Source organism: Streptomyces sp. NBC_00012 (assembly GCF_045040875.1).
Classification (GTDB): domain Bacteria; phylum Actinomycetota; class Actinomycetes; order Streptomycetales; family Streptomycetaceae; genus Streptomyces.
Map to the genome: position 1 here is coordinate 4,040,188 of NZ_CP108309.1, position 23,392 is coordinate 4,063,579.

Here is a 23,392-nt window from a genome sequence, read left to right on the forward strand (position 1 = left end):
AGGGAATGCCGTATTACGGGCGAGGGAACCTGCTTCACGGGATCCTTGTAAGTCCATTTGGCCTCACGGCCCCGGCATAGTTGACCTTTGATCTTTTTTGGGCTGCTCGTCCGTGGAGTGAGGTGGCAGGTTGCCAGGCGAGCGCGGCCTCTGATGATCTTTCAGGTTCCTACGCCAGAAGATCGTCTCAGGAGCCGCGCTCGTGCCCGCATCCTCCCTGATCAGCCCTGCCCTTGACCAGCTCGCCGACCTCGCATGGTGGGAGGCTGAGCTCGCCTCCGACCCTGTGGCAGCGGAGTCTGCGCTGGTCGACAGGCTGCGGCAAGTCCCTGACCGGCGCGCGGAGCGAGGGCGGCGGCATCCCCTGGTGCTGGCCGCGTGCGCGACGCTGGTGGTCGGCGGCGACCCCATGACCGCGATCTGGCAGTGGGCCGCCCGCGCCCCGCAGGCCGAACTGGCCCGTATCGGTGCCCGGTACGACCCGCTGACCGGCCAGTACCTCGTACCCAGCGAACGTACCTTCCGCCGCGTGCTCGCCGACCTGAACGCCGACGCCCTGGACACAGCGACCTGCGCATACGTCACCGAAGTCGCGGCCGGAACGGCACCAGCGCCCGAGATCCCGCGCGCGGTTTCCAGGGTTCCGGCACGGTAGACCATGCGGCCGAGGGCGGCTTCGATGGCAGTCAGGTCGGCGGGCACGTCATGCTGGTCGGCTGTCATGGGCGCAACATTCCCACGCTCAGCGCTTCAGTTAACGAGTCCCGCCAGATGGAGCGGCTCAGTCACATGGGAGTGAGTTCGGGGTGCTCGCGAACGAGACGTTCTCTGCCCCTCTTCCAGACGTCGTGTTTGTGGTGGCTGAGCGTGACCCGCAGCGGCTGTGATGCGTGGAGTGCTCGTTGCAGGTGGGCCATGGTGGGTTCGATGCTTCGAGCTCGGCTGATGAGCGGGCTGAAGATGGCGAACGTGGCGTCGTAGTCGGTGGCGAGGAGTTGTTCGGCGATCCCGAAGACGGCTGCGGCGGCCAAGGGGTCGATGGGTGGATCGGTGTAGGCGGTGGAAGGGTGCCGCTTGCCCGGTCTGTCCCTTTGCCCCTGTGCGGCGATGCGAGCGTTCTCCGCGGTGCGGGCGACTGCGTCAGCCAGGGTCGGGGTGTGCGCGTAGCCCTGGGTATCGGGCCAGGACAGGAGGATCAGCCAGGTCACCGCTCGGAGGTCCAGGAAGTACTGGGCGGCGCTCTGCTGCCAGCCGACACTGCCGATGACGGCCGGACCGTGAGGATTGTGCAGGTCCAGGAGCCGATTCTGCAACGCGAGCACGACGCTCATGGTGGCGTCGTCGACTGGCCTGCCGGCAGTCGTTGTGAGGTCATTTTTGCAGGTCGGGGGCTGTGGGGCCCGAAGGTAGCGGTTGTGCGTCGGAGCGCGGCAAAGGGTGGGGTGAAGGGGCTCTGCCGCTGCCCGGGGCAGGAAGTTCGTGGCGTCCGTGAGTGCCGCATTCCCGCACTGAGGACATGCGTTGTGCAGCAGGGCTCGATGGTGGGGGCAGGCGAAGACGGTGGGGAGGCGCCAGTGCCGTTTCCAGGGTCCGCCGAGTTGGTTCTGGATCGGGCTGCCGTCGCCGGTGAGGCAGTCGGGGCAGTATCGGGTCCATCGTCCGAAGAACCACCGAGCGTTGCGGACGAGGGGCCTGGAGTTGGAGTGGGACATGAGTTCGGGGTTGAGGGGGCCGTAGCGGTCTCCGAGCGGGAACGTGAACAGGTTGGTGGCCTCGACAGCGCTGAGGCGAGTGGTGCGGATGAAGTTCGCGAGGGGGCTGTCGTCGGCCCGGTGCAGGAGGCGGACGGGCAGAAAGACGTTCGAGTTGGTGCCGGATCGCCGGGCAAGGCCGGTGCGGGCCGCTGTGTGGGCGACGGGGACGTGGAGTCGGCAGGAGAGCCTCAGTAGGTAGCCGGGCAGGCTTTCGTCGCTGAGCGGGGCCAGGCTGCGGGGCAGTTCACGCAGGTCGGACTTGGTCACGTTGCTTCCGCGGCTCGGCCGGTGTCGTCGAAGACGGTGTTGCGGCCCCGGCGGCGGGGAGTGCGGGGGCCTGGTTCGGTGGTCTCAGGGATCGGTGGGATCTCGGATGGGTCCCGGTCGGTGATATTGCCCAGCCGGATGGGGATGGCGGCCAGTTGTTCGGGGGTGATTTTCTCGGTGCCGGACTCGATCGCGTCCGTGCTGCCGTCCTCGATGAGCCTTTTGAGCAGGCCGACGATGCCGTGGGTGCGGCGGTAGAGGTACTCGGGCATCTCGCCCTCGGTGAGCATGCCTGGCCAGGTATGGAAGAGGCGGAGGCGATCCTCGATCCCGGCGAGGTGGTCAAGGAAGGCAGCGATGCCGTCGGTGGTGTCGTAGTCGAAGGGGTCGAGGTCGACCAGATCGAAGCGGCGTTCAGTCTGCGTGGCGGCGGCCGGGTTGAAGCTCTTGCCGGTGCTGACGGGCGGGACGATCCACTGACCCGTGCGGGGGTCGGGATAACCACCCCTGACCAGGCCAGAGTTGGGAATGTCAACGCCGATGAGGACGAGGGTGACGTTCAGGTCCATCAGCTCGCGGATGAGGTCGAGGGTGTCCTGGTCGTCTTCACGGTGGAGGCGGAGCCTGGTGATGTCGTCCAGCAGCAAGGTGGTGGTGCGATGGTCGCGCAGGGAGTCCCTGACGGCACGGATCATGCTGTTGAGCGTCTTGGGGAGCGGGGCGCCGAAGAAGTCGAGGATGACAGCGCAAAGCCCCTTCGGTGTGGCACGCACCGGGGTGCGGCAGTAGGCGACGGGAACGAAGAGGTCCCGGGTTCCTTCGGTCGGTGGGGGCAGGAGCTGGCGGTGCAGATCGCGCCAGACGTCCTCGAAGGCGGCCGCGGCGGCGCAGGCCGTCTCGGTCTTGCCGAGGTAGCCGCCGCCGCTGATCATCAGGCCGTCGCGGGTGCCCGGTTCGAAGTTCAACGCGTTGTTCCGCAGCCGGCCACGCATGAGTTTGGTGATCCTCGCGCTCATCGGGGTCTCCAGCAGCCCGATGTTCATATGGGTGGCGGTGCGGTGCAGGTCGTGCAGAGCTCGGCGCCGCGGGCTCATGGCCGTGTACTGCTCCAGCGAGAGCTTCGGGGCGGGAGTGAATAGGTCGCGTTGCTCGCGCCACTGGCGCCAGCCTTCGCGACGGGTGCGGTCCGGCGGCGGTCCGGCCCGCAGAAACGGGACGATTCCGCTGTCATCTGGTGCTCGGTCCGCCATCGGGCAGGCCCTCCTCATCGTCCTCGGGCAGCAGGAACAGATCATGTGCGCGCGAGGACGCACCGAGCGGAGGCGGCGGCTTGGGCCGGGTCGGGACGGCCCGTTCGCGGCGGTGACGTCGTGCGCTGTCGATGCTGGCGTCGGCCTGTCGGGCCCTCTCCGGCCAGTGCAGTGGGGTCACTACCGCCCCGGCCACCGCCTGGTGGCGGACCGGGGTTTCCGGTGTCGTGCTCACCGGGCGGTCGCTCTGGGCGGCGTGTGCCTGGCCGACTTCGCGGGCGTGCTCGATCCGCGCGGCCTTCGGCATCCGGGTCTTCCACTGTCTCACCGGGACGCGAGAGCCTAGCAACTCCACAAGGACCGGCAGCAGTTCATCGTCCGTACGGGGTCGCAGGCCGCAGGCTTCTGCCTTCTTGAGCAGTTCACGTACGCGTGCGTCACCGAAGGCGGGGGCTTGGCCGTCGGGCGGCAGGCCGGTCCAGGCCAGGGCGTGCCACTCGTGGGTGAGCGGGTCCTGGAAGAACACGCTGCGGCGGTCTCTGGGGTCCCGGCGGATGACCCACTGGCCCTTGTGCCGGCCGCCACGGGTCGAGCGCTGGCCCCGGTAGGAAGCCAGAGCAGGGCTGTCATACCAAAGCCCGCGGATCTTCACCCCGCGCCGGGCGTCGATCTTCTGGACATAGTGAACAGGCAGCAGTTCGTAGAACAGCTCCGGAGAAGGAACCTCCATCGCGAAGCCGGCCTGTGCGAACGAGGCGGCGAACAGCGAGTTGGGGCTGTGACCGCCTCCGGGGTCCCAACTGGGCGCGTACTCGCCCAGCCGGCGCCGTTGCCAGACGGCAACGATCCATGTGGCGATCACGTGCTCCATCTCGTCGACAGTCAGCACCGCATCGCCTTCAGGGTCGGCGCCGCGATCAGCGGGGTCGATGCCGGTGTAGCCGGGCAACTGCTCGAACAGCAGCGACCTGACCGCGCCGAACGCCCGCTCGCAGGCGGACTTGTCCGTGGGACGCAAGACACGGCTGGGAAGGATGTTGCAGCCGAGCACCCGCTGGACATCGACCAGGTGGTGGTTTCGGTAAACAGACCCGTGGTCGGTGGTCACGGTCTCCGGAGCGAAGAACGGCAGACCGGCGACCTTGTGCCCGGCGAACTCTGCGACCACCGCGGCGGGCAGGCCCGGGTAGGGCCACTCAAGTTCCTCGCCCCAGTCGGATCGCATGGGCAGCGGCAGCATGACGTCCCGCAGCAGCATCGCGACGTCCACCGACTGGTCAGAGACCAGGGTGAGCCGGAAGGCGCAAAGGGAATGCGTGTGCACATCCATGGCGAGGGTGAGGTGGCACTTCACCGGGTCGCCGAACACACCCTCGCGGACCATCACGGGCAGCACCGTTGTGTCCAGGGCGATCACCTGGCCGGGTCGGTGGACGAGCACGTGCCCGTTCTTCGCGGGCAGTTCGGCCGAGCGCGCATAGCGCTGGCGGGCCCCTCCCGGTCCGAACCACTCGCGCCAGACGCCCCACAGAGTCTGATAGCTGGGGACGGTGACATCCCGGTCGGGGAAGGTCTCGCGTACGTACTGGTGGATCATGCGTGTCCGGGTCCGCATGGTCACCTTCGAGCGGTGCAAGGTCTCCGCGCGGACCGCGAAGATCGCCTCGCGGATCTCCTCGGTGATGCTGGGGTGGCCTCCGCTCTCACGCAGCCAGCGCTCGTCTGCGCAGCCGATTAGCCCGGCCTCGCGGCGTCGGTGGTCCCAGCGGATCAGGGTTCGGTAGCCGACCCGGTCCAGGCCCAGGATTTTGGCCTGCTGCCGGTCCATGGCGGCGAGTTCGGCGACCTTCGCGAGGCGGCGGGCGGTCAGCGTCGTGGTGGCCGTGTCGTACTCCGGTTTCGGCTCCCCCGGCCCCGGCCGCAGCGGGTCGCCGCTACGGAAACCGGTCTCCACCTCCAGCAGATGAGCCAGCCGGCATGCGGCGATCTCCCGCCGTCCCGGTTCCAGGTCCGCCTGCGTCTTGGGCTGACGGCCCCGGTCGGCGCCACGAGCCGCAGTCGTGGAGGAGGGACGGCAGTTGGGGTGATTGACAAGGAAGCGGAAGCTCATCGGCTGCCGGGTGCCGTCGTCGCGGACCAGGTGGACCCGGCCCAGTTCCGGCTCCCGGCGTTCGACCGTCCATTGCGTGCCGTCCAGTACCAGAGCAGCACCGGGAGACAGGTCCAGGACACGGGCCGCTCTCATCACGCCTCCTCAGCTGGGTCGGTCACCACGGATCGGTCGCCGAACCGCCTACTCAGGTCGCAGCCGAGGCGCCGGTGCCAGAGCAGATGCAGGAGCTGAGCGCGGGCCAGCGGCGGAAACGGCGCGGTGTCCACGACCTCGCCGAATGTTCCGCCGTCGCGGGCCGCAGCCACAAGCGTCGGCCGCAGCCCCAGCGGGTCGGACAGGGGTCGACGCTGGGAGGAGAAGGCGTCGACCGCAGCGGTGACGTGCTCTTTCCAGCCCGCGGCGACGGTGTAATGCCAGCCGCAGGCCATCGCGATCTCGGCGGACGCGGCGAATGCCTCCAGGTCCTCCGGAGCGATGAGCGTGTATGGCCGTACGTCGATCAGCCAGATACCAGTCCGTGTCACCGCCAGGAAGTCCGGGATGTGTCCCCTGCGTCCGGTCGCGGTATCGAACCGCAGCCGCATGGGCTGCGACAGCACGTCGACAAGGCCGGCCGCGAAGTCGAGGACCAGGAGCAGGCGTGCCTCCTCCAGACTTTCGGCCCCGTGATGACGGCCGGTGCTGACGAGGAATTGCAAGTTGGGGCGATGCCGCTGGGCCCTGCGCCAGGAAAACCGACGCATCGGCGTACCGTCCGCGATACGCGTGAGAGCCAGGTCCCGCACGGTGCACGACACCTCGCCGCCCGCTGTCCGCCAGGTCGCCGTCCAGCGGCGGGTCCACTCCGCCCCGAGATCAAGACCGTCCCTGCCCGGTGCCACGGACACCGGAACGAGCAGGTCCTCCCACCCGCAGCTGTGCGACCACAGGCCCCCGCCCCAAGCCGCGGCAGGGGACGGTGGCTGTACAGGGGAATGTGCTCCGTCCACACCAGCAGACGACCATGGTCGAGGGCGGCAAACGGACCAGTCTCCGAACCTGGTGACAACTCGACCTGGAAACGCCCGGAAGTGACAACTACCGCGTGATTCTGGTGACAGAAAGAGCTGGAATCCCGCGAGAGCATCCCAGGTCAGAGGTCATCGCTGGTGACAACTAACGCTGGAAGTCACAGCCCCGTGGACCGCGCCGTACTCATGGCCGGGACGGGACGGCTCGGCTCTGCCCGGCGAGACTCGGCCCGGCTCGGTATCGGTCGTCGAAACCATCGGACGCAGTCGGGCCGGGCCCTTGGTTGACCTTCACCTTGGGGGAAGCCACAGCATCGGTGGGGCCGGGCGATGTGCTCGGCATGAGGAGGAGCGAGCATGGGGTTGCTGACATCGGGACATTCGCGAAGGCGTCCCGGCTGTCGCCGAAGGCGCTGCGTCTCTACGACGAGCTCGGCCTGCTGACCCCCGCCCGCGTCGACCCGGTGAGCGGCTATCGCCTCTACGCACAGGAACAACTGGACCGGGCCCGGCTGGTCGCCTGGCTCCGGCGTCTGGGGATGCCACTGGCCCGTATCCGGCACGTCAGCACGCTGGAGTCGGCCGAGGCGGCCCAGGAGGTCCGCGCGTTCTGGGCCCAGGTCGAGGCCGACACCGCCGCGCGGCGGAACCTCGCTTCCTTCCTCATCGGCCATCTGCACGGGAAGGACCCCGCCATGTCCGCGATCGCCAAGCCCCTGGGAATCCGCTACGCCGCACGTTCCGACACCGGCCTTGTCCGCCGGAGCAATCAGGACACCGCCTACGCCGGGGCCCGCCTGCTCGCCGTCGCCGACGGCTACGGCAACAAGGGAGCCCCTGCGAGCGCGGCCGCCGTCGACGCGCTCAAGCACCTCGAAGCGGACAGCATCCCGGCGGGCGGTCTCCTCGACGTCCTCGAAGATGCCGTCGAGCAGGCCAAGCAGGCCGTGGACGGCATCGCCGGGACCGGCTCCTCGTCCGAAGAGGCCGGCACGACACTCACCGCGATGCTCTGGACCGGATCGCAGCTCGCCCTCGTCCACATCGGCGACTCCCGCGTCCATCTCCTGCGCGACGGAGAGCTGTTCCAGATCACGCACGACCACACCATGGTGCAGTCGATGGTCGACGAGGGGCGCCTCACCCCGGAGGAGGCCGCCTCACATCCCCAGCGGTCGCTGTTGCTACGGGCCCTGGGCCGAGGAGCCGTCGGCAGCCCCGACATGGCGCTGCACGACGCCCGGCAGGGAGACCGGTACCTGCTCTGCTCCGACGGTCTGTCGACCGTCGTGACAACCGATGAGATCCGCCGGGTGCTCTCCGGGACCGGGGAACCCGAGCAGGCCGTCCTCGAACTCATCGCCCTCGCCAACGGCTCCGGCGGCCCCGACAACGTCAGCTGCGTGGTCGCCGACGTCGTGGAGCTCCGGCAGTAGGAGCGAACGAACGGCAGGCTGTTCGAGCTGCACCGGATCCACCCCCGGGAACTCATCGGCGAGGCCGACGAGTCCCGGCTCCGCGGCGCCCGCCGGAGTGGCTGCGCGGGTGAACGACCGCGCCGCCTGCGGTGGTGCGGGACGGGGCGACCGAGCGCGACTCGGTCGTCCCGTCCCCGTCCCGCGCCGCCATGCCACGCCTGGCCGGGGCCAGGACCGCCACCGCGCAGGATCCCTCCGAGTACGAGTCGCGGTGCCCCTCACGAAGGATCCGCGTCGTGATCGATGAGGGACGGGCCGGACACCAGAGCGCGGGCGGCGTCGGCGAAGTACTGCTCGTCGGCACCGGGGGCGAGGCCGAGGGCGACGCCCTGGGTGAGGCCGACGAACAGCGCTCTGAGCGCGGTGGTCAGGCGTTGCGCCTGATGCGACGTCACGACGCCGCCGTTGTACGGCCTTCCGGTGAACAGCGCGATCAGGTGGGTCTCCTGCGACCGGACGGACGTGGCGAGCCGGCCGCCCAGCTCCGGGTCGTGCAGGGCCATGTCCAGCAGTGTGATCTGGAGCGACAGACCCGACAGCGCGTCCGGGGCGTCACAACCGCGCCGGTAGTGCCGGGCGAAGGCGTCGACCGCTTCGAGCAGATCCAGTTCAGCGGGCACCGCCCGCTCGATCTCCTCGTAGTACGGCCGCAGATGGTCGGCGACCAGGGCGACCACCAGGCCGTTCTTGCTCCCGAACAGCGAGTAGATCGCACCGGTGGTCAGGCCGGCCCGGTCGGCGATCTCATCGAGCCTGGCACGGTACCCGTCCCGGGAGACGACCTGGAACGCGGCATCCAGCAAGGCTCGGCGGTTGCGCTCCTTGGCCTCCGCTCTCGTCATTCTCATAGTTTCATTATTGCCGTAATCTCATTACGGAACCAGACCAGTCGCGTTACTAGCTCCGGTACGAGTTTTGGGGAGGAACGCTCATGCTCACGACCCAGGTCGAGACATCGCCGAGGACCCGTTGGACGGTGGGGATCGTCGCCGATGGCGTCTTCAAGGTGCTGCTCGCCGCCGTCTACATCGCCGGCGCCGCCCCGCTCGGCCGGCTGCTCGGCGTGCCCGCCTGGCTGATGGCCGTATCCGGCCTGGCCCTGCTGGTCGGTGGCGGGATCGAGATCCGGTACGCGCGCCGGCGACCGTTGCGCACCTACCTGCGGCTCATGGCCGCCTACGACAGCGGCTGGGTGCTGACGGCCGCCGCCGGTCTCCTGCTGGCGTGGCAGGGCAACAGCGCCGGAGGTGAGGTGTGGATCGGGTACCAGACAGCCGCACCCATCGCGTTCGCCGCACTGCTGGTGCCTGTCCGGCCCTGATCCGCCGGACGGGCCCGCGCCCCGCCGGCCTCCTGAGGCCGGTGATCCGGTTTGCCCGCGCCCAGCTCCAGCAGCTGCGCCTCGGCGGCGTCCTCCATGGCCCATGTCGTCCACGCCTCCGAGGCCCACGGCGGCGACGGATTCCTCCGGATCACCGAGCTGCCGAGCCGCCGAGCCGCCGAGCCGCCACTGAGCGAACGCCGCGGGAAGAACGCCGCAGGGGTTCCCCCTGCGGCGGCCCGATCACGCCTGGGAAGAGCCCGGTTCTGGGTAACGTATCCGGAAATATCCCCGTGCCGGAGACGGATCCTCATGGCTGACGACAGGGACGACGAGAATGCAGCCACCGACCCCGCAGCGCGGGGACGCGGGCGGGGGCGGAGGCGGGGGCGGGGGCACGGCCTCGGGAGCGGACACGGGCTCGGGAGCGGGCTCGCTCGCGGCGGTGCCCCGGTGGTGCCGAGGACCGCCGTGATCGCGGGCGGCGGAGCGCTGGCGGTCTGGGAGCCCGCGTTCACGCTCGGCGCCTACAACGTCATCTTCTACTACCAGATGCTCACCCTCTGGGCGGTGTCGACGGCCGTCCTGCTGGCCGGCTACCTGATGCGCGAGCGTGGGCCGCGCCATGGCTGGGCGTACTGGGCCTGCCTGTCGCTGCCCAGCGTCTGGATCGTGCTCGCCGCCGTCGTGCCGCGGCACAGCGGCAACTGGCAGGGCGAGGCGCTCTTCCTGATCGGCGGCATCATCAGCGTCGTCGGCACCCCGCTGCTGACCTGGGTGCTCCTCCAGCTCCTGCTGTTCGGGGAGTCGGAACTCTCCGTGCACCAGCGCCGGACGGTCATCGGTGTCGTCGCGCTCGTCGGCGTACTCGCCTTCCTGCTCGGCAAGTTCAACGATGTCTTCCTCACTTGCGGGGACTTCGACATCAGCGGCAACAGCGTCCCCTCCGGCTGCAGGCCGGGCCACGCCTCGCCGCTCGGCTGACCCGCAAGAACGGAACCGTCGTACGGATACACGGAGGTGACGGGACGGCCCTCCGGGCGCGATGCTGCCCCCATGACCTCCTCAGAGATCTTTCCGACCCCCGATTCCGGTTCCCCGTCCACCACCGGCGCCACCCCTGGCCCCGGCGTCTTCGAGCTGGGCGGCACCGTCACCATCCCGCGGCTCGGCTTCGGGGCGATGCAGTTGCCGGGCCGGTGGAGCGGACCGGCCGGCGACCCGGCGAAGGCCGTGGCCGTGGCGCAGCGCGCCGTCGAGCTCGGGGCGCGGTACATCGACACCGCCGCCTTCTACTTCTCCGACACCCACAGGGCCAACGACCTGCTGCGCGAGGCGCTGTTCCCGTACGCCCCGGACGTCACCATCGCCACCAAGGTCGGCCCGCTGCGGAACGAGAGCGGCGAGATGTATGCCGAGGCCCGCCCCGATCAGCTGCGCGGGGAGGTGGAGCGGAACCTGGAGGGCCTCGGGGTCGACACGCTCGACCTGGTGCATCTGCGGGTCGGACGGCTGGGCGTTGACGGCACGGAGCCGATCGGTGAACGGTTCGCCGTGCTGGCCGCGTTGCGCGAGGAAGGGCTGATCCGGCAGCTGGGAGTCAGCAACGTGACGAGCGGGCAGCTCGCGGAGGCCCGGTCGATCGCGCCGGTCGCCGCCGTCCAGAACCGTTTCGGGGTACTCGACCAGGCCGACGCCGCGCTCGTCGACGAGTGCGCGGACGCCGGCATCGCGTACATGCCGTTCTTCGCGCTCGGCGGCGGTCACACCGATCTCGGCGAGGAGAACCTCCGGAAGGTGGGCGAGCGGCACGGCGCGACGGTGCACCAGGTGGCCATCGCATGGGGCCTGGCCCGCTCGCCCTCGATCGTGCAGATCCCCGGCACCGCCTCGCTCGCCCACCTGGAGGAGAACATGGCCGCGGGGCGCCTGGTCCTCGACGAGGACGACATGGCGCTGCTCGGACGCCGAGGCTGAGAGCCGGACCGCCCTCGGCGGCACTCGTGCCGGACCGTGCCGGGCCGCACGCCCCGGCACGGTCCGGCGGGCGGGCGCCCTACTTCTTCAGCCGCTCCCCCAGCTCCTCGGCGTCGGCGAGGAACCAGGTCTGCTGCCCCCGGTTGCACTCCCGGACGAAGTCCTGGAGCGCCGGACTGGCCTCCGTGTGGCGGGAGATGTCGCCGAGGACGACGATCCCCAGCCGGTAGTTGGCGAACTTCTGGATGATGTCGCCGGCGATACGGGTGCGCAGCTGGAAGAACGTCGCGTCGAACCGTCCGGCGGGGATGACGACCCACCGGGCCCCCTGGTACCCGGCGTCACCGATCAGATCCAGGGCGTCCCGCTCGCCGCCGATGGCCGCGCCCTCCTCGGCACACATCAGCACGGGCACGTCATGGATGGTCCGCAGGATGCTCATGGGGATCGAGGCTAATCGCCCACGTGGACGCGGTCATCGCTTTTCCCGGACCACTGCTCGGCCTACGATCCCTTCACGAACTCGGTCGGAGAGGCGGATACCGCATGAAGGTCCTGATCGCCGGAGGCGCGGGGTACATCGGCAGCACGGTCGCGTCCGCCTGCGAGGACGCCGGGATCACTCCCGTCGTCCTCGACAACCTGGTCACCGGCAGACGGGAGTTCGCCCGGGGCCGGGCCTTCCACGAGGGCGACATCGCGGACGGCCCCCTGATCGACCGGGTCTTCGCCGAGCACCCGGACATCGACACCGTGGTCCACTGCGCGGCGCTGATCGTGGTCCCGGAATCGGTGGCCGACCCGGTCGGCTACTACCGGGCGAACGTGGCCAAGAGCCTGGATTTCGCGGACCATCTGCTGCGCAACGGCTGCACCCGCATGATCTTCAGCTCGTCCGCCTCCATCTACGCCGCCGGTGCGGATCTGACGGTCGACGAGGACTCCCCGCTCGCCCCGCAGAGCCCGTACGCGCGCACCAAGGCGGTGTGCGAGGCGATGTTCGCCGACATCGCCGCCACCCGGCCGCTCCGGGTGGTCTCCCTGCGCTACTTCAACCCGATCGGCGCGGACCCGGAAATGCGCACCGGGTTGCAGCTGCGGCGCCCGAGCCACGCCCTGGGCAAAATGATCCAGGCCCAGGAGGAGGGCGTCCCGTTCCGGGTCACCGGGACCGGCTACCCGACGCGCGACGGCTCCGGCATCCGGGACTACGTCCATGTCTGGGACCTGGCCACCGCGCACGTGGCCGCGCTCGACGCCTTCGACACCCTCCTGCCCGAAGGGGGAGAGGGGCCGGGGTCCACCGTCATCAACCTGGGCACCGGAACGGGCACCACCGTGCGCGAACTCCTGGATGCCTTCGACGAGGTGACCGGTACCCCCGTGCCGGCGGTCGACGCCGCGGCACGGCCGGGCGACGCGGCGGGGGCGTACACCCGCAGCGACCGGGCGGAACGGCTGCTGGGATGGCGGCCGCGGTACTCGCTGCGGGAGGGCATCCGCCACTCCCTGGAATGGGCCGCCGTACGCGAGGACGTGCTCAAGGACTCGGCGCAACAGCCGACGTGACGGAAAGCAGCCGACAGCGGTCCGGCCGCAGGGCCCGGGCCCCGGCCCTTAGGATCCGCCCATGGCTATCGACCCCGGCTACATCTGCTCCCGCTGCGGCGAACACCACGCGGAACTCCCGATGGGGTACTCGACCATGGCACCCGACATCTGGGACGCGGGTCTGGAGAGCGACTCCGACAGCATGCTCTCCTCCGACCAGTGCATCGTCAGACACGAGCACTACTTCATCAAGGGCCTGATCGAGATACCCGTGCTCGGGAGCGAGGAGCCCTTCTCCTGGGGAGTCTGGGTCTCGCTCAGCCGGGAGAACTTCACCCGTGCCCTCGATGTGTGGGAGACCCCCGGCCGTGAGTCCGAGCAGCCGTACTTCGGCTGGCTGAGCACCGAGCTGGGGCTGTACTCGCCCCGCACGACCAACCTCAGGACCAACGCCCACACCCGCCCGATCGGCCGGCGCCCCAGCATCGAGCTGGAGCCCACCGACCACCCCCTCGCCGTGGAACAGCGCACCGGCATCACCCGGGACCGGGTGCGGGAGATCGCCGAAGCGGTGCTGCACGCCGAGGACGACCGGACCTCCTGAGCCGGCGCTGCTACCCGAGCCCCGACCGCAGCTGCGCGAAGGCCAGCTCGGCCGCCTCGACCGCGTCCGCGTGCACCTGCCGCACGCTCTCCCCCGCGTCCATCCGCCGCCAGTTCTCCAGGGCGAGGATGCGCAGTACGGCGATGATCTGGCCCGCCGCCAGCCTGTCCGCCGCCCGGTCGCCCAGCGCACGGGCCAGTGCCGCCTCCGAGCGGCTCTGGTAGCCGTACAGGCGGGCCACCAGGGACGGCGTCCCGTACAGCAGCCGCTGGAACGCCAGCACCTGCGGCACATCGCAGAGCCCGGTCACCGGATCGCCCCGCTCCAGTCCGTCCAGGAAGTTGCGGCGCAGCGCGTCCAGCGGGGATTCGTTCTCCGCACGGGTGGCGACCACGCGGGCCGCCTCGTCCTCGTGGTCGGCGAACCGGTGCAGAACCAGGTCCTCCTTGGCCGGGAAGTACCGGAACAGTGTCGGCTTCGAGATGTCGGCCGCCGCCGCCACCTCAGCCACCGAGACCTTGTCGAAGCCCCGCTCCAGGAACATCGCGATCGCGGCCTCGGAGACCGCCTGGTAGGTCAGCTGCTTCTTCCGCTCCCGCAGGCTCATCTGCTCGTGGGCCGCCCCCGCCGTCCCGGGCCCGGTCTTCTCTCCGTCCATGACCCCGAAGCGTACGCCCTTGACCTCAAGCGGACTTGACGTCCGGAGGCGTCCGGGAGCGGTCCCACGGGCCCCGGACGGAGCTGCCCGAACCGGCGGCGGGTCCGGGTGAGGTGGTGACCGGGGCGAGCCACGTTGACATCGGCGACTGAGGGCGGGAAGGGTCAGAACACATCCGGGCACCAGGCCCGCCGGGCTGCCCGGAACATCGACTCCGCCGTCGCCACCGCGCCCGGCGCGAGTTCCTCGATCCGGCCCAGGGCCGCCAGCCGGGCCGGTGACTCGTCCCCCAGGTAGAGGGTGCCCAACTCCCTTACGTCCAGGGCGAGATCGGCGTCCGCCGTGGTGCTGGTGCAGCTCGTGCCGGAGGTGGTGGCCTCCAGGCGGTAGCGGCCCGCGGTCAGGCCCGTGGCGTCGTGGATGTCGAGGGTGAGCGTGCCGGGTACCGCGTAGGTGCGGGCCTCCAGGGCGCGTGCGACGTCCAGGATCCGTACCCACAGCCAGTCCGCCTGGGTGACGATGCGGGCCGCGCGCGGGTCCGGGAGGAGCAGCGGCAGCAGGTCGTCGGGGGCGCGGTAGCCGGAACGGACCGTGGTGATCCAGTCGATCGAGCAGACGAAGTGCCAGAGCGCACGCTCGGCGGCCGGGGTGACGGCGATCTGGCCGACCACGGTGGCCCGGTTCAGCGGCTGCTTGGCGTCGCTCCAGTTGCCGTCGGCCCGGTAGACGATCAGGCCGTCGGGTTCGCCGGCCGCGTTGCTGTGGACCGCGTAGAAGGGCTCCGTCCAGTTGCCGGGGTCGTGCAGGCCCTCGCCCGTGCTGACTTCCCACCAGCGCGCGTCACGGTCGACCGCGCCGTGCTGCCGGGCGCGCAGCCGGTCGTGGATCGCCGGGCCCAGCTTGCGTACGTCCGCGCCGCTCACCAGGTCGATCCGGCCGCCGTCCTGCTCGGAGAGGCCCGGACTGTGCGGGTCCAGCCCCGTCCTCGGTACGTCGATCTCCCACTGGGTGGTCCAGGTCGCCGGGCCGAAGCCGTACCGCCCGTAGATCGGGTACTCGGCGGCGATCAGCGTGGCGACCACCTCGCCGCGCTCCTTCGCCGCCGCCAGGTCCGTGGCCATCATCCGGTTGAGCAGCCCGCGGCGGCGGTGCGTGGGCGACACCGTGACGTTGGAGATCGCGTCGGCCGGCACCGCGGCGCCGCCGACGGCCGTGAGCTCCTGCGCGAAGGAACGGAACGTGGCCACGCAGCGCCCGCCGTCGAAGGCGCCCTGGGTACGGGCGAGGTCCGTGTGCGGGAGACGGATTCGTGCCTCCTCCTCCGTGCCCGTCGGCGGGCGCAGGAAGCCGGTGTGCTTGGCGCGCAGCCAGTCGGGGAACTCGTCGGCGGTGACCGTGCGGATGTCGAGAGCCATGCGAGCCACGCTATGCACAGAGCTCACGGGATGTCGCCCTGTTTTCCGCCGCTCCCGGCGCCGTCGCACGGACGGATCAGAAGGCCGCCCGGATCTCGCCGACCTCGCCGCCGCCGCCCAGCAGTGGCGCGTTTCCGATCCTGGCGACCACCGGGGCGTCGATGCCGAGCAGCCGCAGCGAACGGGCCAGCACCGGACCGAGCGCCCGCGTCGCACCGTCGTCGACCTTGAAGGCCAGCGCCCGGCCGTCCGCCAGCGCCACCGCCTGCACCGCCTCGGCACCCATCTTGGAGAGCGTGCCCGGCACCTCCCGCATCAGCCAGGTGTCGGGGCGGCGGGTCCCGGCCACGTACTCGGGGTGGGCCCGCATCGCGTCACCGACCCGCCGCTCCGCCGTCCCCGGCTCCGCCAGCACGAACGTACGGAACGCCCGCGCCAGGCCCACCAGGCTGATCGCCATCAGCGGCGCCCCGCAACCGTCCGTACCGACCGCCGACACCGACTCCCCGGCCGCCTCCTCGACGACCCGGTGGACCAGCTGCTGGAGCGGGTGCGACGGGTCGAGGTAGGACGCCCGGTCCCAGCCGTTCACCGCACACACCGCGAGCATCGCCGCGTGCTTGCCGGAGCAGTTCATCGTGACCCGGTCCCGGACCTGGCCCGAGGCGAGATACGTCTCCGCCTCGACCGGGTCCAGCGGCAGGTCGGGCGGGGTCTGCAGATCGGCGGGCGTCAGTCCGTGCTCGGCGAGCATCGTGCGGACGAGTCCGAGGTGGAAGCCCTCGCCGGAGTGGCTCGCGGCGGCCAGTGCCAGCCGCTCCCCGGACAGATCGAGCCCGGCCCGCAGCACGGCGGCGGCCTGCATCGGCTTGTTGGAGGAGCGCGGGAAGACCGGCGCCGTCGGATCGCCCAGGGACCGTTCCACGCTGCCGTCGGCGGCGAGGACGACCAGCGAGCCCCGGTGGTGTCCCTCCACGAAGCCGGACCGTACGACCTCGGCCAGGACGGGGAGAGCGGGGGATATGGCGGACGGTGCGGCGGGGGCGGCGCTGGAGGTCATGGTGGCCTTCCGGGGGCGAGCGGAACCCGCCCCCGGAAGGATCGCTTCAGGAGAGCAGGTCGTCTACTTGTGCTTCACCATCACGGTACCTGCGGGCGATCTCCGCGCTGCAATCGTCAGTGGTGCGTTGCAGCTGGTGACGGCGGCGGGAGACCTGCTGTTCGTAGCGGACCAGGCGGCCCATCGCGGTGTGCAGCTCTTCGTCCGTACGGGCGTCGAGGTCGGACAGCTCGACCTCGGCGAGCGTCTCGGCGGCCAGCCGGCGGTACTCGTCGCTGCGGGGCGTGGTCAGCGTGACGTGCCGGGCGGAGGAGCGGTGCTGGGACGGGGGGTCGGTGAGGATCTCCGAGAGCCGGTCCACCACCGGTTTCTCCGGGTCCAGCCGCCGGGCCAGCTCGGCGCGCAGGATGTCGATCCGGCCCTGGACGAGCCGGCGCACATAGCTGAGGTCGGCCTCGTCGCGCTGCGACTCGCGGCGCAGCGTGCGCAGTTCCGGCAGCCGCAGGGTGCCCAGCTCGGGCTGCGGCCCGGCGGACAGGCCGTCCTCCAGACCGTGACCGGTTCGCTGGACGGGTGGCCGGATGGTGCTGGTGCTGGTACTGGCGCCGGTTCGCGTGACCGGTACGGCGCCGGGGGACTGCCCGGTTCCATGGGTACTCATGCTTGTGTCCATCCCCTCGACCGGTGCGTCGGCACACCGCCTCCCGAGCATGGTGCCACTCCGGTGGGGTCTGTGTGGATGCTCTGTACCCGTTCAGCCCAAGATAGGTTGGTCTGTATGCGTGCAGTGATACAGAGGGTAAACGGCGCGAGCGTCACGGTGACCGACGGCGCGGACGGGGCGGGCGGGCCCGAGGTGGTCGGCGAGATCGTCGGCGAAGGACTGTGTGTGCTGGTGGGAGTCACCCACGGGGACACCCCGGAGAAGGCGGCGCAGCTCGCCCGCAAGCTCTGGTCGCTCCGCGTCCTGGAGGGCGAGAAGTCCTGCTCCGATGTGAATGCGCCGCTTCTGGTGATTTCGCAGTTCACTCTCTACGGGGACGCCCGGAAGGGCCGCCGGCCCACCTGGAACGCGGCGGCGCCCGGCGAGGTCGCCGAACCGCTGGTCGACGAGGTGGTGGAGCAGCTGCGGGCGCTGGGCGCGCAGGTGGAGACGGGCCGGTTCGGGGCGGACATGCGGGTCTCGCTCACGAACCATGGCCCGTTCACCGTCGTCGTCGACGTCTGAACCGAGGGCCTTACGGTTCGACGACCGTCTCCTGGGCGGCGGCCGTGTCCCCGGCGAGCAGCTCGGCGTCCACCGCGACGTTCCGCTTGACCAGGGCCAGCGCGATCGGCCCCAGCTCGTGGTGGCGGGCGGACGTGGTGATGAAGCCCAGCTGGCGCCCCTCGGCGCCGTCTGCGGCGAGCCGCACCGGGGTGCCGTGTCCGGGCAGCAGTACCTCGCTGCCGTCGAGGTGCAGGAAGACCAGCCGACGCGGCGGCTTGCCCAGGTTCTGCACCCGGGCCACGGTCTCCTGACCCCGGTAGCAGCCCTTCTGGAGGTGCACGGCGGTGCCGATCCAGCCCAGCTCGTGCGGGATGGTGCGGTGGTCGGTCTCGAAGCCGAGGCGCGGGCGGTGCGCCTCCACGCGCAGCGCCTCGTACGCCAGGATGCCGGCCACCGGGCCGTGCGCCGCCGCGTACTCCTCCAGGGCGGCGCGGGGCAGGAACAGATCCCGCCCGTACGCCGTCTCCCGTACCGTCACGCCGTCCGGGACCTCCGCGATGGAGCCGGCCGGCAGGTACACCACGGCGAAGTCCTCGGTGCGGTCGGCGACTTCGACCCGGTAGAAGAACTTCATGGACTCCAGGTAGGCGATGAGATCGCCCTGGGTGCCCGGTTCGGCGTGCATCCACACGGTCTCGCCGTCGTCGACGAGGTAGAGGGCGTGCTCGATGTGCCCGTTGGCGGTGAGGATCAGGGCCTCGGTGGCCTGGCCCGGGGCGAGTTCGCTGACGTGCTGGGTGAGCAGCAGGTGCAACCAGGCCAGCCGGTCGCTGCCGGTCACCGTGACGACGGCGCGGTGCGAGAGGTCGACGAGGCCGGAGCCGTCGGCGAGGGCGCGCTGCTCGCGGAACAGATCGCCGTAGTGCGCGGCGACGCCTTCGTCGCGGCCTTCGGCGGGGACGGCGCCGGGCAGGGACAGCAGGGGGCTCTTCATGCGACCAGCGTACGACGCGGTCTGAACGGTACGACCGGAGAGGCCGCCCACCGGGCCTTAGGGGCGGGGGGCGTCGGCCGGTTCGGTGGACGGCCGACCGCTGTTCTCGGCGCCCCCGGCTGCCGCCTTCGCCGTGCACCCGGCGCAGCGGCCGAAGATCGCGAAGTGCTTCATGTCCGTCTCGAACCCGAAACCGTCCCGGAGCTTCGCGGTGAACTCGGCGACGACGGCGACATCGGCCTCGATGACGTCGGTGCAGTCGCGGCAGACCAGATGGATGTGGTGGTGCCGGTCGGCCAGGTGGTACGTGGGTGCCCCGTGCCCCAGATGGGCGTGGCTGACCAGCCCGAGCTCCTCCAGGAGTTCGAGCGTCCGGTAGACGGTGGAGATGTTCACGCCGGACGCGGTCCTGCGCACCTCGCAGAGGATGTCGTCGGGTGTCGCGTGTTCCAGCGTGTCGACGGCTTCCAGGACAAGCTGCCGCTGCGGCGTCAGCCGATAGCCGCGCTGCCGGAGATCGGTCTTCCAGTCGGTGCTCACCACACGCCCAGTGTAGGACCGGGTGAGCACCTGCCCGCCTGACTACTTGAAGAAGGCGATGCCGTCGTCCGGGAGGTCACCGAGGCTCTTCGCCATCGCCTCGACCTCTTCCGGGGTGACGACCTTCTTCAGGTGCGCCGACATGTACGGGCGCAGCTCCACCTCGGGGGTGGCCTTCTCGCCGACCCACATCAAGTCGCTCTTCACATAGCCGTACAGACGCTTGCCACCGCTGTACGGGCCGGAGGCCGCGGTCCGGGCCACCGCGTCGGTGACCAGGTCGATCTGCGGCTTCTTGTCGGCCAGCTCGCCGTACCAGATCTCGATGACGCCCTGGTCGCGGGACATGACGACCTCGACCTTGCGGTCCTTGTCGATGCGCCAGTAGCCGGACTCGGACTCCAGCGGCCGGACCTTCTTGCCCTCGGAGTCGAGCACCCAGGTGTGCGAGACGTACTCCAGGAAATCCCGGCCGTCGTGGCTGAAGGAGACCTCCTGGCCGAAGTTGCACTGCTCGGCACCGGGGAAGTCGGAGACGCCGACGCCCGTCCAGTTGCCGAGGAGGAAGGCCAGCGGGACGAGGTCCGGGTGGAGGTCGGACGGAATCTCGATCATGAGCGGCTCAGACGATCTGTGAGGTGGTGGTGACTACGGACGTGACACATCGGGTGCGAGGTGTCACGTTGTCGTGACGGGTACCCGCGCGGACGGAGGCTGCGGACAGGGTCAGCGCTGACCCTGGTACAGCTTCTTCACGGTCAGTCCGGCGAAGGCGAGAACGCCGACGCAGACCAGGACCAGCAGGGCGGAGAAGAATGCCTCAAGCACGGGAACTCCTTGCAACGAGCGTTATGGCAGCAGTACGGGGCCGGGCCCAGCCTAATGGGTTGGGGCCCGGCCCGCCGGTTCGGGGTTTGCTCGGGGACGGCCGACGGGCAGGTCAGCCCAGCAGCTGGTTCTGCAGGATCACCGTCTGGTGGAACGGAACGCCCGGGGTGCCCTCCTTGCCCTTGCGGGACTGGACGACGAGCGCGAGCGTGTCGCCGGCGACCACATAGCCCTGACGGACCTGCGCCTCGCCGTACGGCTTCGCCTCCTCGTACACGTACGAGGAGGTGCCCTCCACCTTGCCGGCGCCGCTCCAGCCCTCGTCGAGAACCGTCTCCGGCGCCCCGACGACCGGCACATCCGATCCGTTGCCGGCGATCGAGTCCATGAAGTACTGGGCGAAGGCCGTCGAGTTGAACCGGACGAGATAGATCCGGGTCGACGTGCCGTCCGGCATGGTCCAGCCGCGGGCGGCGACGTGCCGCGGAGCCGAGTCCTTCAGTGTCCGCGTGAGGTCGGAGCGCTCGCCCTTCACGTACCCGGAGAGGTACTGCTCCGTGCTCACCCAGCCGCCGTCGAGCTTCTTGTCCACGATCGCTCCGGCCGGGGCGGGAAGCAGCAGACGCCGCAGGTCGGCGTGGTGGATCTCGGCCACGTTGCCGTCGCTGTACGGGCGGGGCGAGCCGGCCGGGAGGGCGGGCAGGCTGAGCTCGGGATAGTCCCAGCGGCCGTCGCTCCCGGTGGCCAGGCCGGGCACGTCGGTGCGCTCCATCGAGGTGATGCCGAAGGCCGTACCGGCACCGAATCCCCCGAGGACCAGGGCGGCGACGGTCCACCGGGCGACGGCCCGCAGCACACGCCGCGACGGCTTCGGCGCCGGGGCCGGGTCCGGGAAGGGCTCGGGCGCCTGCGGTACGGGGGTGGCCTCGGCGGGCGCGGCGGGCGCGGTCCCGGCGGTTTCCGTCGTCTGCTCGGTCATATGTACTCCCCCGGGGACGCGATGTGGTCGAGCTGGTCCCTCAGGAGTTCGGCGACGGCCGACCGGTCGAACGGCTTGGTGCCGGACGCCGAGACGCTGATGCTCAGCTCGCCGTCGTACGCCAGGCAGTCCATCGACTCGATGTCGTCCTTGCCGCCCTTGCGCAGGACGTAGCACCTGGCGTTCCTCGTGTGCCCCTTGATCCTCGGCTCCGTGCGGAAGACGTCGATGGACTCCCGGAGGCCCGTCCCGAAGGTGTAGAGGTTCCGGACGGCCCTCTTGTCCTTCATCCGCATGATCTCGGTGCTGATCACCAGGGTGTTGGTGTTCTCGGTGTAGGAACGGGTGGCGATGCCCTCGATACGCAGCTTGTCGATCCGCTTCTCATGGGCCCGGCGCTCCTTGCCCGCGAGCCCGCGGGCTCTCTGCTTCATGGCGGCGGTCGCCTGCTTTCCGCTCTGCTCGCCGTCGTTGCCCAGCTCGCCGTTGTCGGGGCCGAGCCGGAAGCCGGCCGGGACCGGCAGCAGCAGTTTGCTGAGCGCGGTGGAGGTCCGGCCCCGCGCCACGTCACCGGCCGGGTCCTTGCCCGGCTTGTGCGCGGGGCTCTTCCAGAGGACGGTTCCGGCGCTGCGGTCGGCGCCGTCCACCGCGTTCCCGGTGTACACGGCCGCGCCTGCGACCACGGCGACCACCAGCACGACGGGAAGCGCCATGAGGATCACCCGGCGCGAACGGCCGGAGGCGGTGGTTCCGGGGGCAGCGGTTCCGGGGGCGCCGGTGTTCTCGTCGGGCGTGGTCACCTGTGCGGTCTCGTCGTTCACAGGCGCTCCAGTTGTCTCTCGGCCAACGTCCGGATGTCCTTCTTGCTGATCGGTACGGTGTCGTAGAGGTGGATGTCGGCCACGATGTCTCCGCGGTACACGGTGGCCCTGGCGTGGTAGTTCGGCATGTAGCCCGGCTTCCGCTCGACCTCGTAGACGTAGTAGCGGCCGTTGCCGCTGCCCTTGATCGCATCGCCGTCGTTGCCCGCGCCGATCTCGGTTCCGGGCATGTACGCGAGCTGGGCCTGGGCGAAGTCCCGGGCCCCCTGGAAGGTTGTCGAGCCGAACTGCACGAGATACGTCTCGGCGGTGCGGTACTGCCCGCGCTTCCAGGCGGCGCCCGCGATCCGGCGTATGTCGGTCTGCAGGAAGTACTCGTACATGGAGCCCCCCTCGTCGAAGGTGCCGGCGTAGACGTCCGCGTCCAGCCAGCCGTCGCCGGAGCCCAGCACCACCCTGTCGTCGTCGCTCCAGCCCGCGGGCCTGTCGGCGATCAGCCTGCGCAGGTCGCCGCCCGTCCTGAGCCGACGGTCCTGGGCCGCGGGCAGCGGGTCGGGGGCCTTGCCCGCGGGCAGTGCCTTCGCCGGGTACGCCAGATCGGGCTGCGACAGGGCGGGCAGCGGGGTCGGGGCGCGTCCGGCCTGCACGTCGTAGCCCACGGCGGTGCCGCCCGCGATGCCGAGCACCGCGGCAGCGACGACGAGCAGCGCCGTACGCCCGCGCGGGCGCTTCGCGACGGGCGCGGCGACCGGGGCGGCGACGGGCGCGGCGACCGGTGTGGCCTCGGGCGCCGGCCCGTCGGAAATAGTGTCTTTCGGTTCCAATTGGGGTCCCCCCACGAGACCAGAAGCGCTGATTCCGTTATCCGCGCACACACCTGACTGCCACCGAGGAGACGAGGTTGCCCACCCGGCGATTACAGTTCGGCATATGCCGAAGAAGCTCGTGATCAAGGTGACCGCAGGTGCCGACTCCGCCGAGCGCTGCTCGCAGGCGTTCACGGTGGCCGCGGTCGCCGTCGCCAGCGGGGTGGAGGTCTCGCTCTGGCTGACCGGGGAGTCCTCGTGGTTCGCGCTGCCGGGGCGCGCCGCCGAGTTCGAACTGCCGCATGCCGCGCCGCTGCCGGATCTGATCGAGTCGATCCAGGCGGGTGGCCGGATCACTCTGTGCACGCAGTGCGCGGCCCGTCGTGACATCACCGAGCAGGACGTCCTGGAGGGCGTGCGGATCGCCGGTGCCCAGGTCTTCGTCAGCGAGATCATGGCCGACGGCGTGCAGGCCCTCGTCTACTGACGCGGGAACGTCACCGCCGCTTCTTGCCGTCGAGCTCGTCCCACCACTCGTCGGACTTCGGGTCGCCGGACGGATCGTCCCACCAGCGATCGTCCGGCCCCCGCCGGTTGGCGACCATGGCCGCGATGGGCGGGATCACCATCGCGACGAGGCACATCGCTATCGCGGCGGGCATCGACCACAGCCTGACAAAGGCCCAGGCCGATACGAACAGGACGATGCAACCGCCCATCATCAGGAAATAGCCGCGACGGCGTCGGGCGTACATA

Annotated in this window: 26 protein-coding genes; 9 read left to right on the forward strand and 17 right to left on the reverse strand. The window is 70.3% G+C overall.

Going from position 1 to position 23,392, the window contains the following annotated elements:
* Positions 1–202: 202 nt before the first annotated feature.
* Positions 203–655, forward strand: a complete 453-nt coding sequence (locus OHA19_RS18530) for a transposase family protein (protein ID WP_189545640.1) — start codon at positions 203–205, stop codon at positions 653–655.
* A gap of 130 nt (positions 656–785) precedes the next feature.
* Here OHA19_RS18530 and OHA19_RS18535 read toward each other — a convergent pair whose 3' ends face one another.
* Genes OHA19_RS18535 through OHA19_RS18550 form a run of 4 tightly spaced genes read right to left on the reverse strand, consistent with a single transcriptional unit; the run spans position 786 to position 6,271 of the window.
* Positions 786–2,021, reverse strand: a complete 1,236-nt coding sequence (locus tag OHA19_RS18535) for a TniQ family protein (RefSeq protein WP_189545639.1) — start codon at positions 2,019–2,021, stop codon at positions 786–788.
* On the reverse strand, positions 2,018–3,271 hold the full coding sequence (locus tag OHA19_RS18540) for an AAA family ATPase (RefSeq protein WP_189545638.1): 1,254 nt from the start codon (positions 3,269–3,271) through the stop codon (positions 2,018–2,020). The genes OHA19_RS18535 and OHA19_RS18540 overlap by 4 nt, the downstream gene beginning before the upstream one ends.
* The gene (locus OHA19_RS18545; RefSeq protein WP_405750815.1) at positions 3,249–5,516 is read right to left on the reverse strand and encodes a transposase; all 2,268 of its coding nucleotides are present in this window, start codon (positions 5,514–5,516) and stop codon (positions 3,249–3,251) included. The genes OHA19_RS18540 and OHA19_RS18545 overlap by 23 nt, the downstream gene beginning before the upstream one ends.
* Positions 5,516–6,271 (reverse strand): TnsA-like heteromeric transposase endonuclease subunit, encoded by a 756-nt coding sequence (locus tag OHA19_RS18550; RefSeq protein ID WP_229867164.1) that lies wholly within the window; start codon positions 6,269–6,271, stop codon positions 5,516–5,518. Before OHA19_RS18550 ends, OHA19_RS18545 begins: the two co-directional genes overlap by 1 nt.
* A gap of 464 nt (positions 6,272–6,735) precedes the next feature.
* On the opposite strand from OHA19_RS18550, the gene OHA19_RS18555 reads away from it, so the two are divergent.
* Positions 6,736–7,830 carry a MerR family transcriptional regulator gene (locus tag OHA19_RS18555; RefSeq protein WP_405750817.1) on the forward strand — a complete coding sequence of 365 codons (1,095 nt, stop codon included), beginning with the start codon at positions 6,736–6,738 and terminating at the stop codon, positions 7,828–7,830.
* Positions 7,831–8,090: 260 nt separating this feature from the next.
* On the opposite strand, the gene OHA19_RS18560 is transcribed toward OHA19_RS18555, so the two are convergent.
* A complete protein-coding gene (locus OHA19_RS18560) occupies positions 8,091–8,714 on the reverse strand; it encodes a TetR/AcrR family transcriptional regulator (RefSeq protein WP_405750819.1) in 624 nt (207 codons plus the stop codon).
* Between the two features lie 89 nt (positions 8,715–8,803).
* Here OHA19_RS18560 and OHA19_RS18565 point away from each other — a divergent pair, with 89 nt between their 5' ends.
* The 3 genes from OHA19_RS18565 to OHA19_RS18575 all read left to right on the forward strand — a co-directional run bounded on the left by OHA19_RS18565 (position 8,804) and on the right by OHA19_RS18575 (position 11,170).
* On the forward strand, positions 8,804–9,193 hold the full coding sequence (locus tag OHA19_RS18565) for a hypothetical protein (protein ID WP_405715192.1): 390 nt from the start codon (positions 8,804–8,806) through the stop codon (positions 9,191–9,193).
* Between the two features lie 453 nt (positions 9,194–9,646).
* A complete protein-coding gene (locus OHA19_RS18570; RefSeq protein ID WP_405750822.1) occupies positions 9,647–10,177 on the forward strand; it encodes a hypothetical protein in 531 nt (176 codons plus the stop codon).
* 72 nt (positions 10,178–10,249) lie between these two features.
* A complete protein-coding gene (locus tag OHA19_RS18575; protein WP_405715188.1) occupies positions 10,250–11,170 on the forward strand; it encodes an aldo/keto reductase in 921 nt (306 codons plus the stop codon).
* 79 nt (positions 11,171–11,249) lie between these two features.
* On the opposite strand, the gene OHA19_RS18580 is transcribed toward OHA19_RS18575, so the two are convergent.
* Positions 11,250–11,612, reverse strand: a complete 363-nt coding sequence (locus OHA19_RS18580) for a DUF4180 domain-containing protein (RefSeq protein WP_405750825.1) — start codon at positions 11,610–11,612, stop codon at positions 11,250–11,252.
* A 104-nt stretch (positions 11,613–11,716) separates the two neighbouring features.
* Here OHA19_RS18580 and galE point away from each other — a divergent pair, with 104 nt between their 5' ends.
* Together galE and OHA19_RS18590 are read left to right on the forward strand one after the other, a co-directional pair.
* Positions 11,717–12,739, forward strand: a complete 1,023-nt coding sequence (gene galE, locus OHA19_RS18585) for a UDP-glucose 4-epimerase GalE (RefSeq protein WP_405750828.1) — start codon at positions 11,717–11,719, stop codon at positions 12,737–12,739.
* A 61-nt stretch (positions 12,740–12,800) separates the two neighbouring features.
* Complete coding sequence (locus tag OHA19_RS18590) at positions 12,801–13,325, forward strand: DUF2199 domain-containing protein (RefSeq protein ID WP_405715182.1); 525 nt, start codon at positions 12,801–12,803, stop codon at positions 13,323–13,325.
* A 10-nt stretch (positions 13,326–13,335) separates the two neighbouring features.
* On the opposite strand, the gene OHA19_RS18595 is transcribed toward OHA19_RS18590, so the two are convergent.
* The 4 genes from OHA19_RS18595 to OHA19_RS18610 all read right to left on the reverse strand — a co-directional run bounded on the left by OHA19_RS18595 (position 13,336) and on the right by OHA19_RS18610 (position 17,119).
* Entirely contained in the window at positions 13,336–13,983 is a 648-nt protein-coding gene (locus tag OHA19_RS18595) for a TetR family transcriptional regulator (RefSeq protein ID WP_405715180.1), read from the reverse strand.
* A 164-nt stretch (positions 13,984–14,147) separates the two neighbouring features.
* Positions 14,148–15,398, reverse strand: a complete 1,251-nt coding sequence (locus OHA19_RS18600; RefSeq protein WP_405715178.1) for a GNAT family N-acetyltransferase — start codon at positions 15,396–15,398, stop codon at positions 14,148–14,150.
* A 76-nt stretch (positions 15,399–15,474) separates the two neighbouring features.
* Positions 15,475–16,458 carry an asparaginase gene (locus OHA19_RS18605; protein ID WP_405715176.1) on the reverse strand — a complete coding sequence of 328 codons (984 nt, stop codon included), beginning with the start codon at positions 16,456–16,458 and terminating at the stop codon, positions 15,475–15,477.
* A 46-nt stretch (positions 16,459–16,504) separates the two neighbouring features.
* On the reverse strand, positions 16,505–17,119 hold the full coding sequence (locus OHA19_RS18610) for an ABC transporter substrate-binding protein (protein ID WP_405715174.1): 615 nt from the start codon (positions 17,117–17,119) through the stop codon (positions 16,505–16,507).
* A 117-nt stretch (positions 17,120–17,236) separates the two neighbouring features.
* Between OHA19_RS18610 and dtd the strand changes: the two genes are divergently transcribed.
* A complete protein-coding gene (dtd, locus tag OHA19_RS18615; RefSeq protein ID WP_405715172.1) occupies positions 17,237–17,686 on the forward strand; it encodes a D-aminoacyl-tRNA deacylase in 450 nt (149 codons plus the stop codon).
* 10 nt (positions 17,687–17,696) lie between these two features.
* Here the strand turns inward: dtd and OHA19_RS18620 are convergent, their stop codons facing one another.
* From OHA19_RS18620 to OHA19_RS18645, 6 genes are all read right to left on the reverse strand, one after another.
* Positions 17,697–18,662, reverse strand: coding sequence for a YgfZ/GcvT domain-containing protein (locus OHA19_RS18620; RefSeq protein WP_405715170.1), 966 nt, complete (start codon positions 18,660–18,662; stop codon positions 17,697–17,699).
* 57 nt (positions 18,663–18,719) lie between these two features.
* Complete coding sequence (locus OHA19_RS18625) at positions 18,720–19,205, reverse strand: Fur family transcriptional regulator (RefSeq protein ID WP_405715168.1); 486 nt, start codon at positions 19,203–19,205, stop codon at positions 18,720–18,722.
* Positions 19,206–19,244: 39 nt separating this feature from the next.
* Positions 19,245–19,817: an FABP family protein gene (locus tag OHA19_RS18630; RefSeq protein WP_405715166.1), complete on the reverse strand. Its 573-nt coding sequence runs from the start codon at positions 19,815–19,817 to the stop codon at positions 19,245–19,247.
* A gap of 325 nt (positions 19,818–20,142) precedes the next feature.
* Positions 20,143–21,009, reverse strand: a complete 867-nt coding sequence (locus OHA19_RS18635) for a hypothetical protein (RefSeq protein ID WP_405750831.1) — start codon at positions 21,007–21,009, stop codon at positions 20,143–20,145.
* Entirely contained in the window at positions 21,006–21,830 is an 825-nt protein-coding gene (locus OHA19_RS18640; RefSeq protein WP_405715162.1) for a hypothetical protein, read from the reverse strand. The genes OHA19_RS18635 and OHA19_RS18640 overlap by 4 nt, the downstream gene beginning before the upstream one ends.
* Entirely contained in the window at positions 21,827–22,654 is an 828-nt protein-coding gene (locus OHA19_RS18645) for a hypothetical protein (protein WP_405715160.1), read from the reverse strand. Before OHA19_RS18645 ends, OHA19_RS18640 begins: the two co-directional genes overlap by 4 nt.
* Before the next feature lie 106 nt (positions 22,655–22,760).
* Here OHA19_RS18645 and OHA19_RS18650 point away from each other — a divergent pair, with 106 nt between their 5' ends.
* Positions 22,761–23,123 (forward strand): DsrE family protein, encoded by a 363-nt coding sequence (locus OHA19_RS18650; RefSeq protein ID WP_124717294.1) that lies wholly within the window; start codon positions 22,761–22,763, stop codon positions 23,121–23,123.
* Positions 23,124–23,133: 10 nt separating this feature from the next.
* On the opposite strand, the gene OHA19_RS18655 is transcribed toward OHA19_RS18650, so the two are convergent.
* Complete coding sequence (locus OHA19_RS18655) at positions 23,134–23,391, reverse strand: DUF3099 domain-containing protein (RefSeq protein WP_266730944.1); 258 nt, start codon at positions 23,389–23,391, stop codon at positions 23,134–23,136.
* Position 23,392 lies beyond the last annotated feature (1 nt).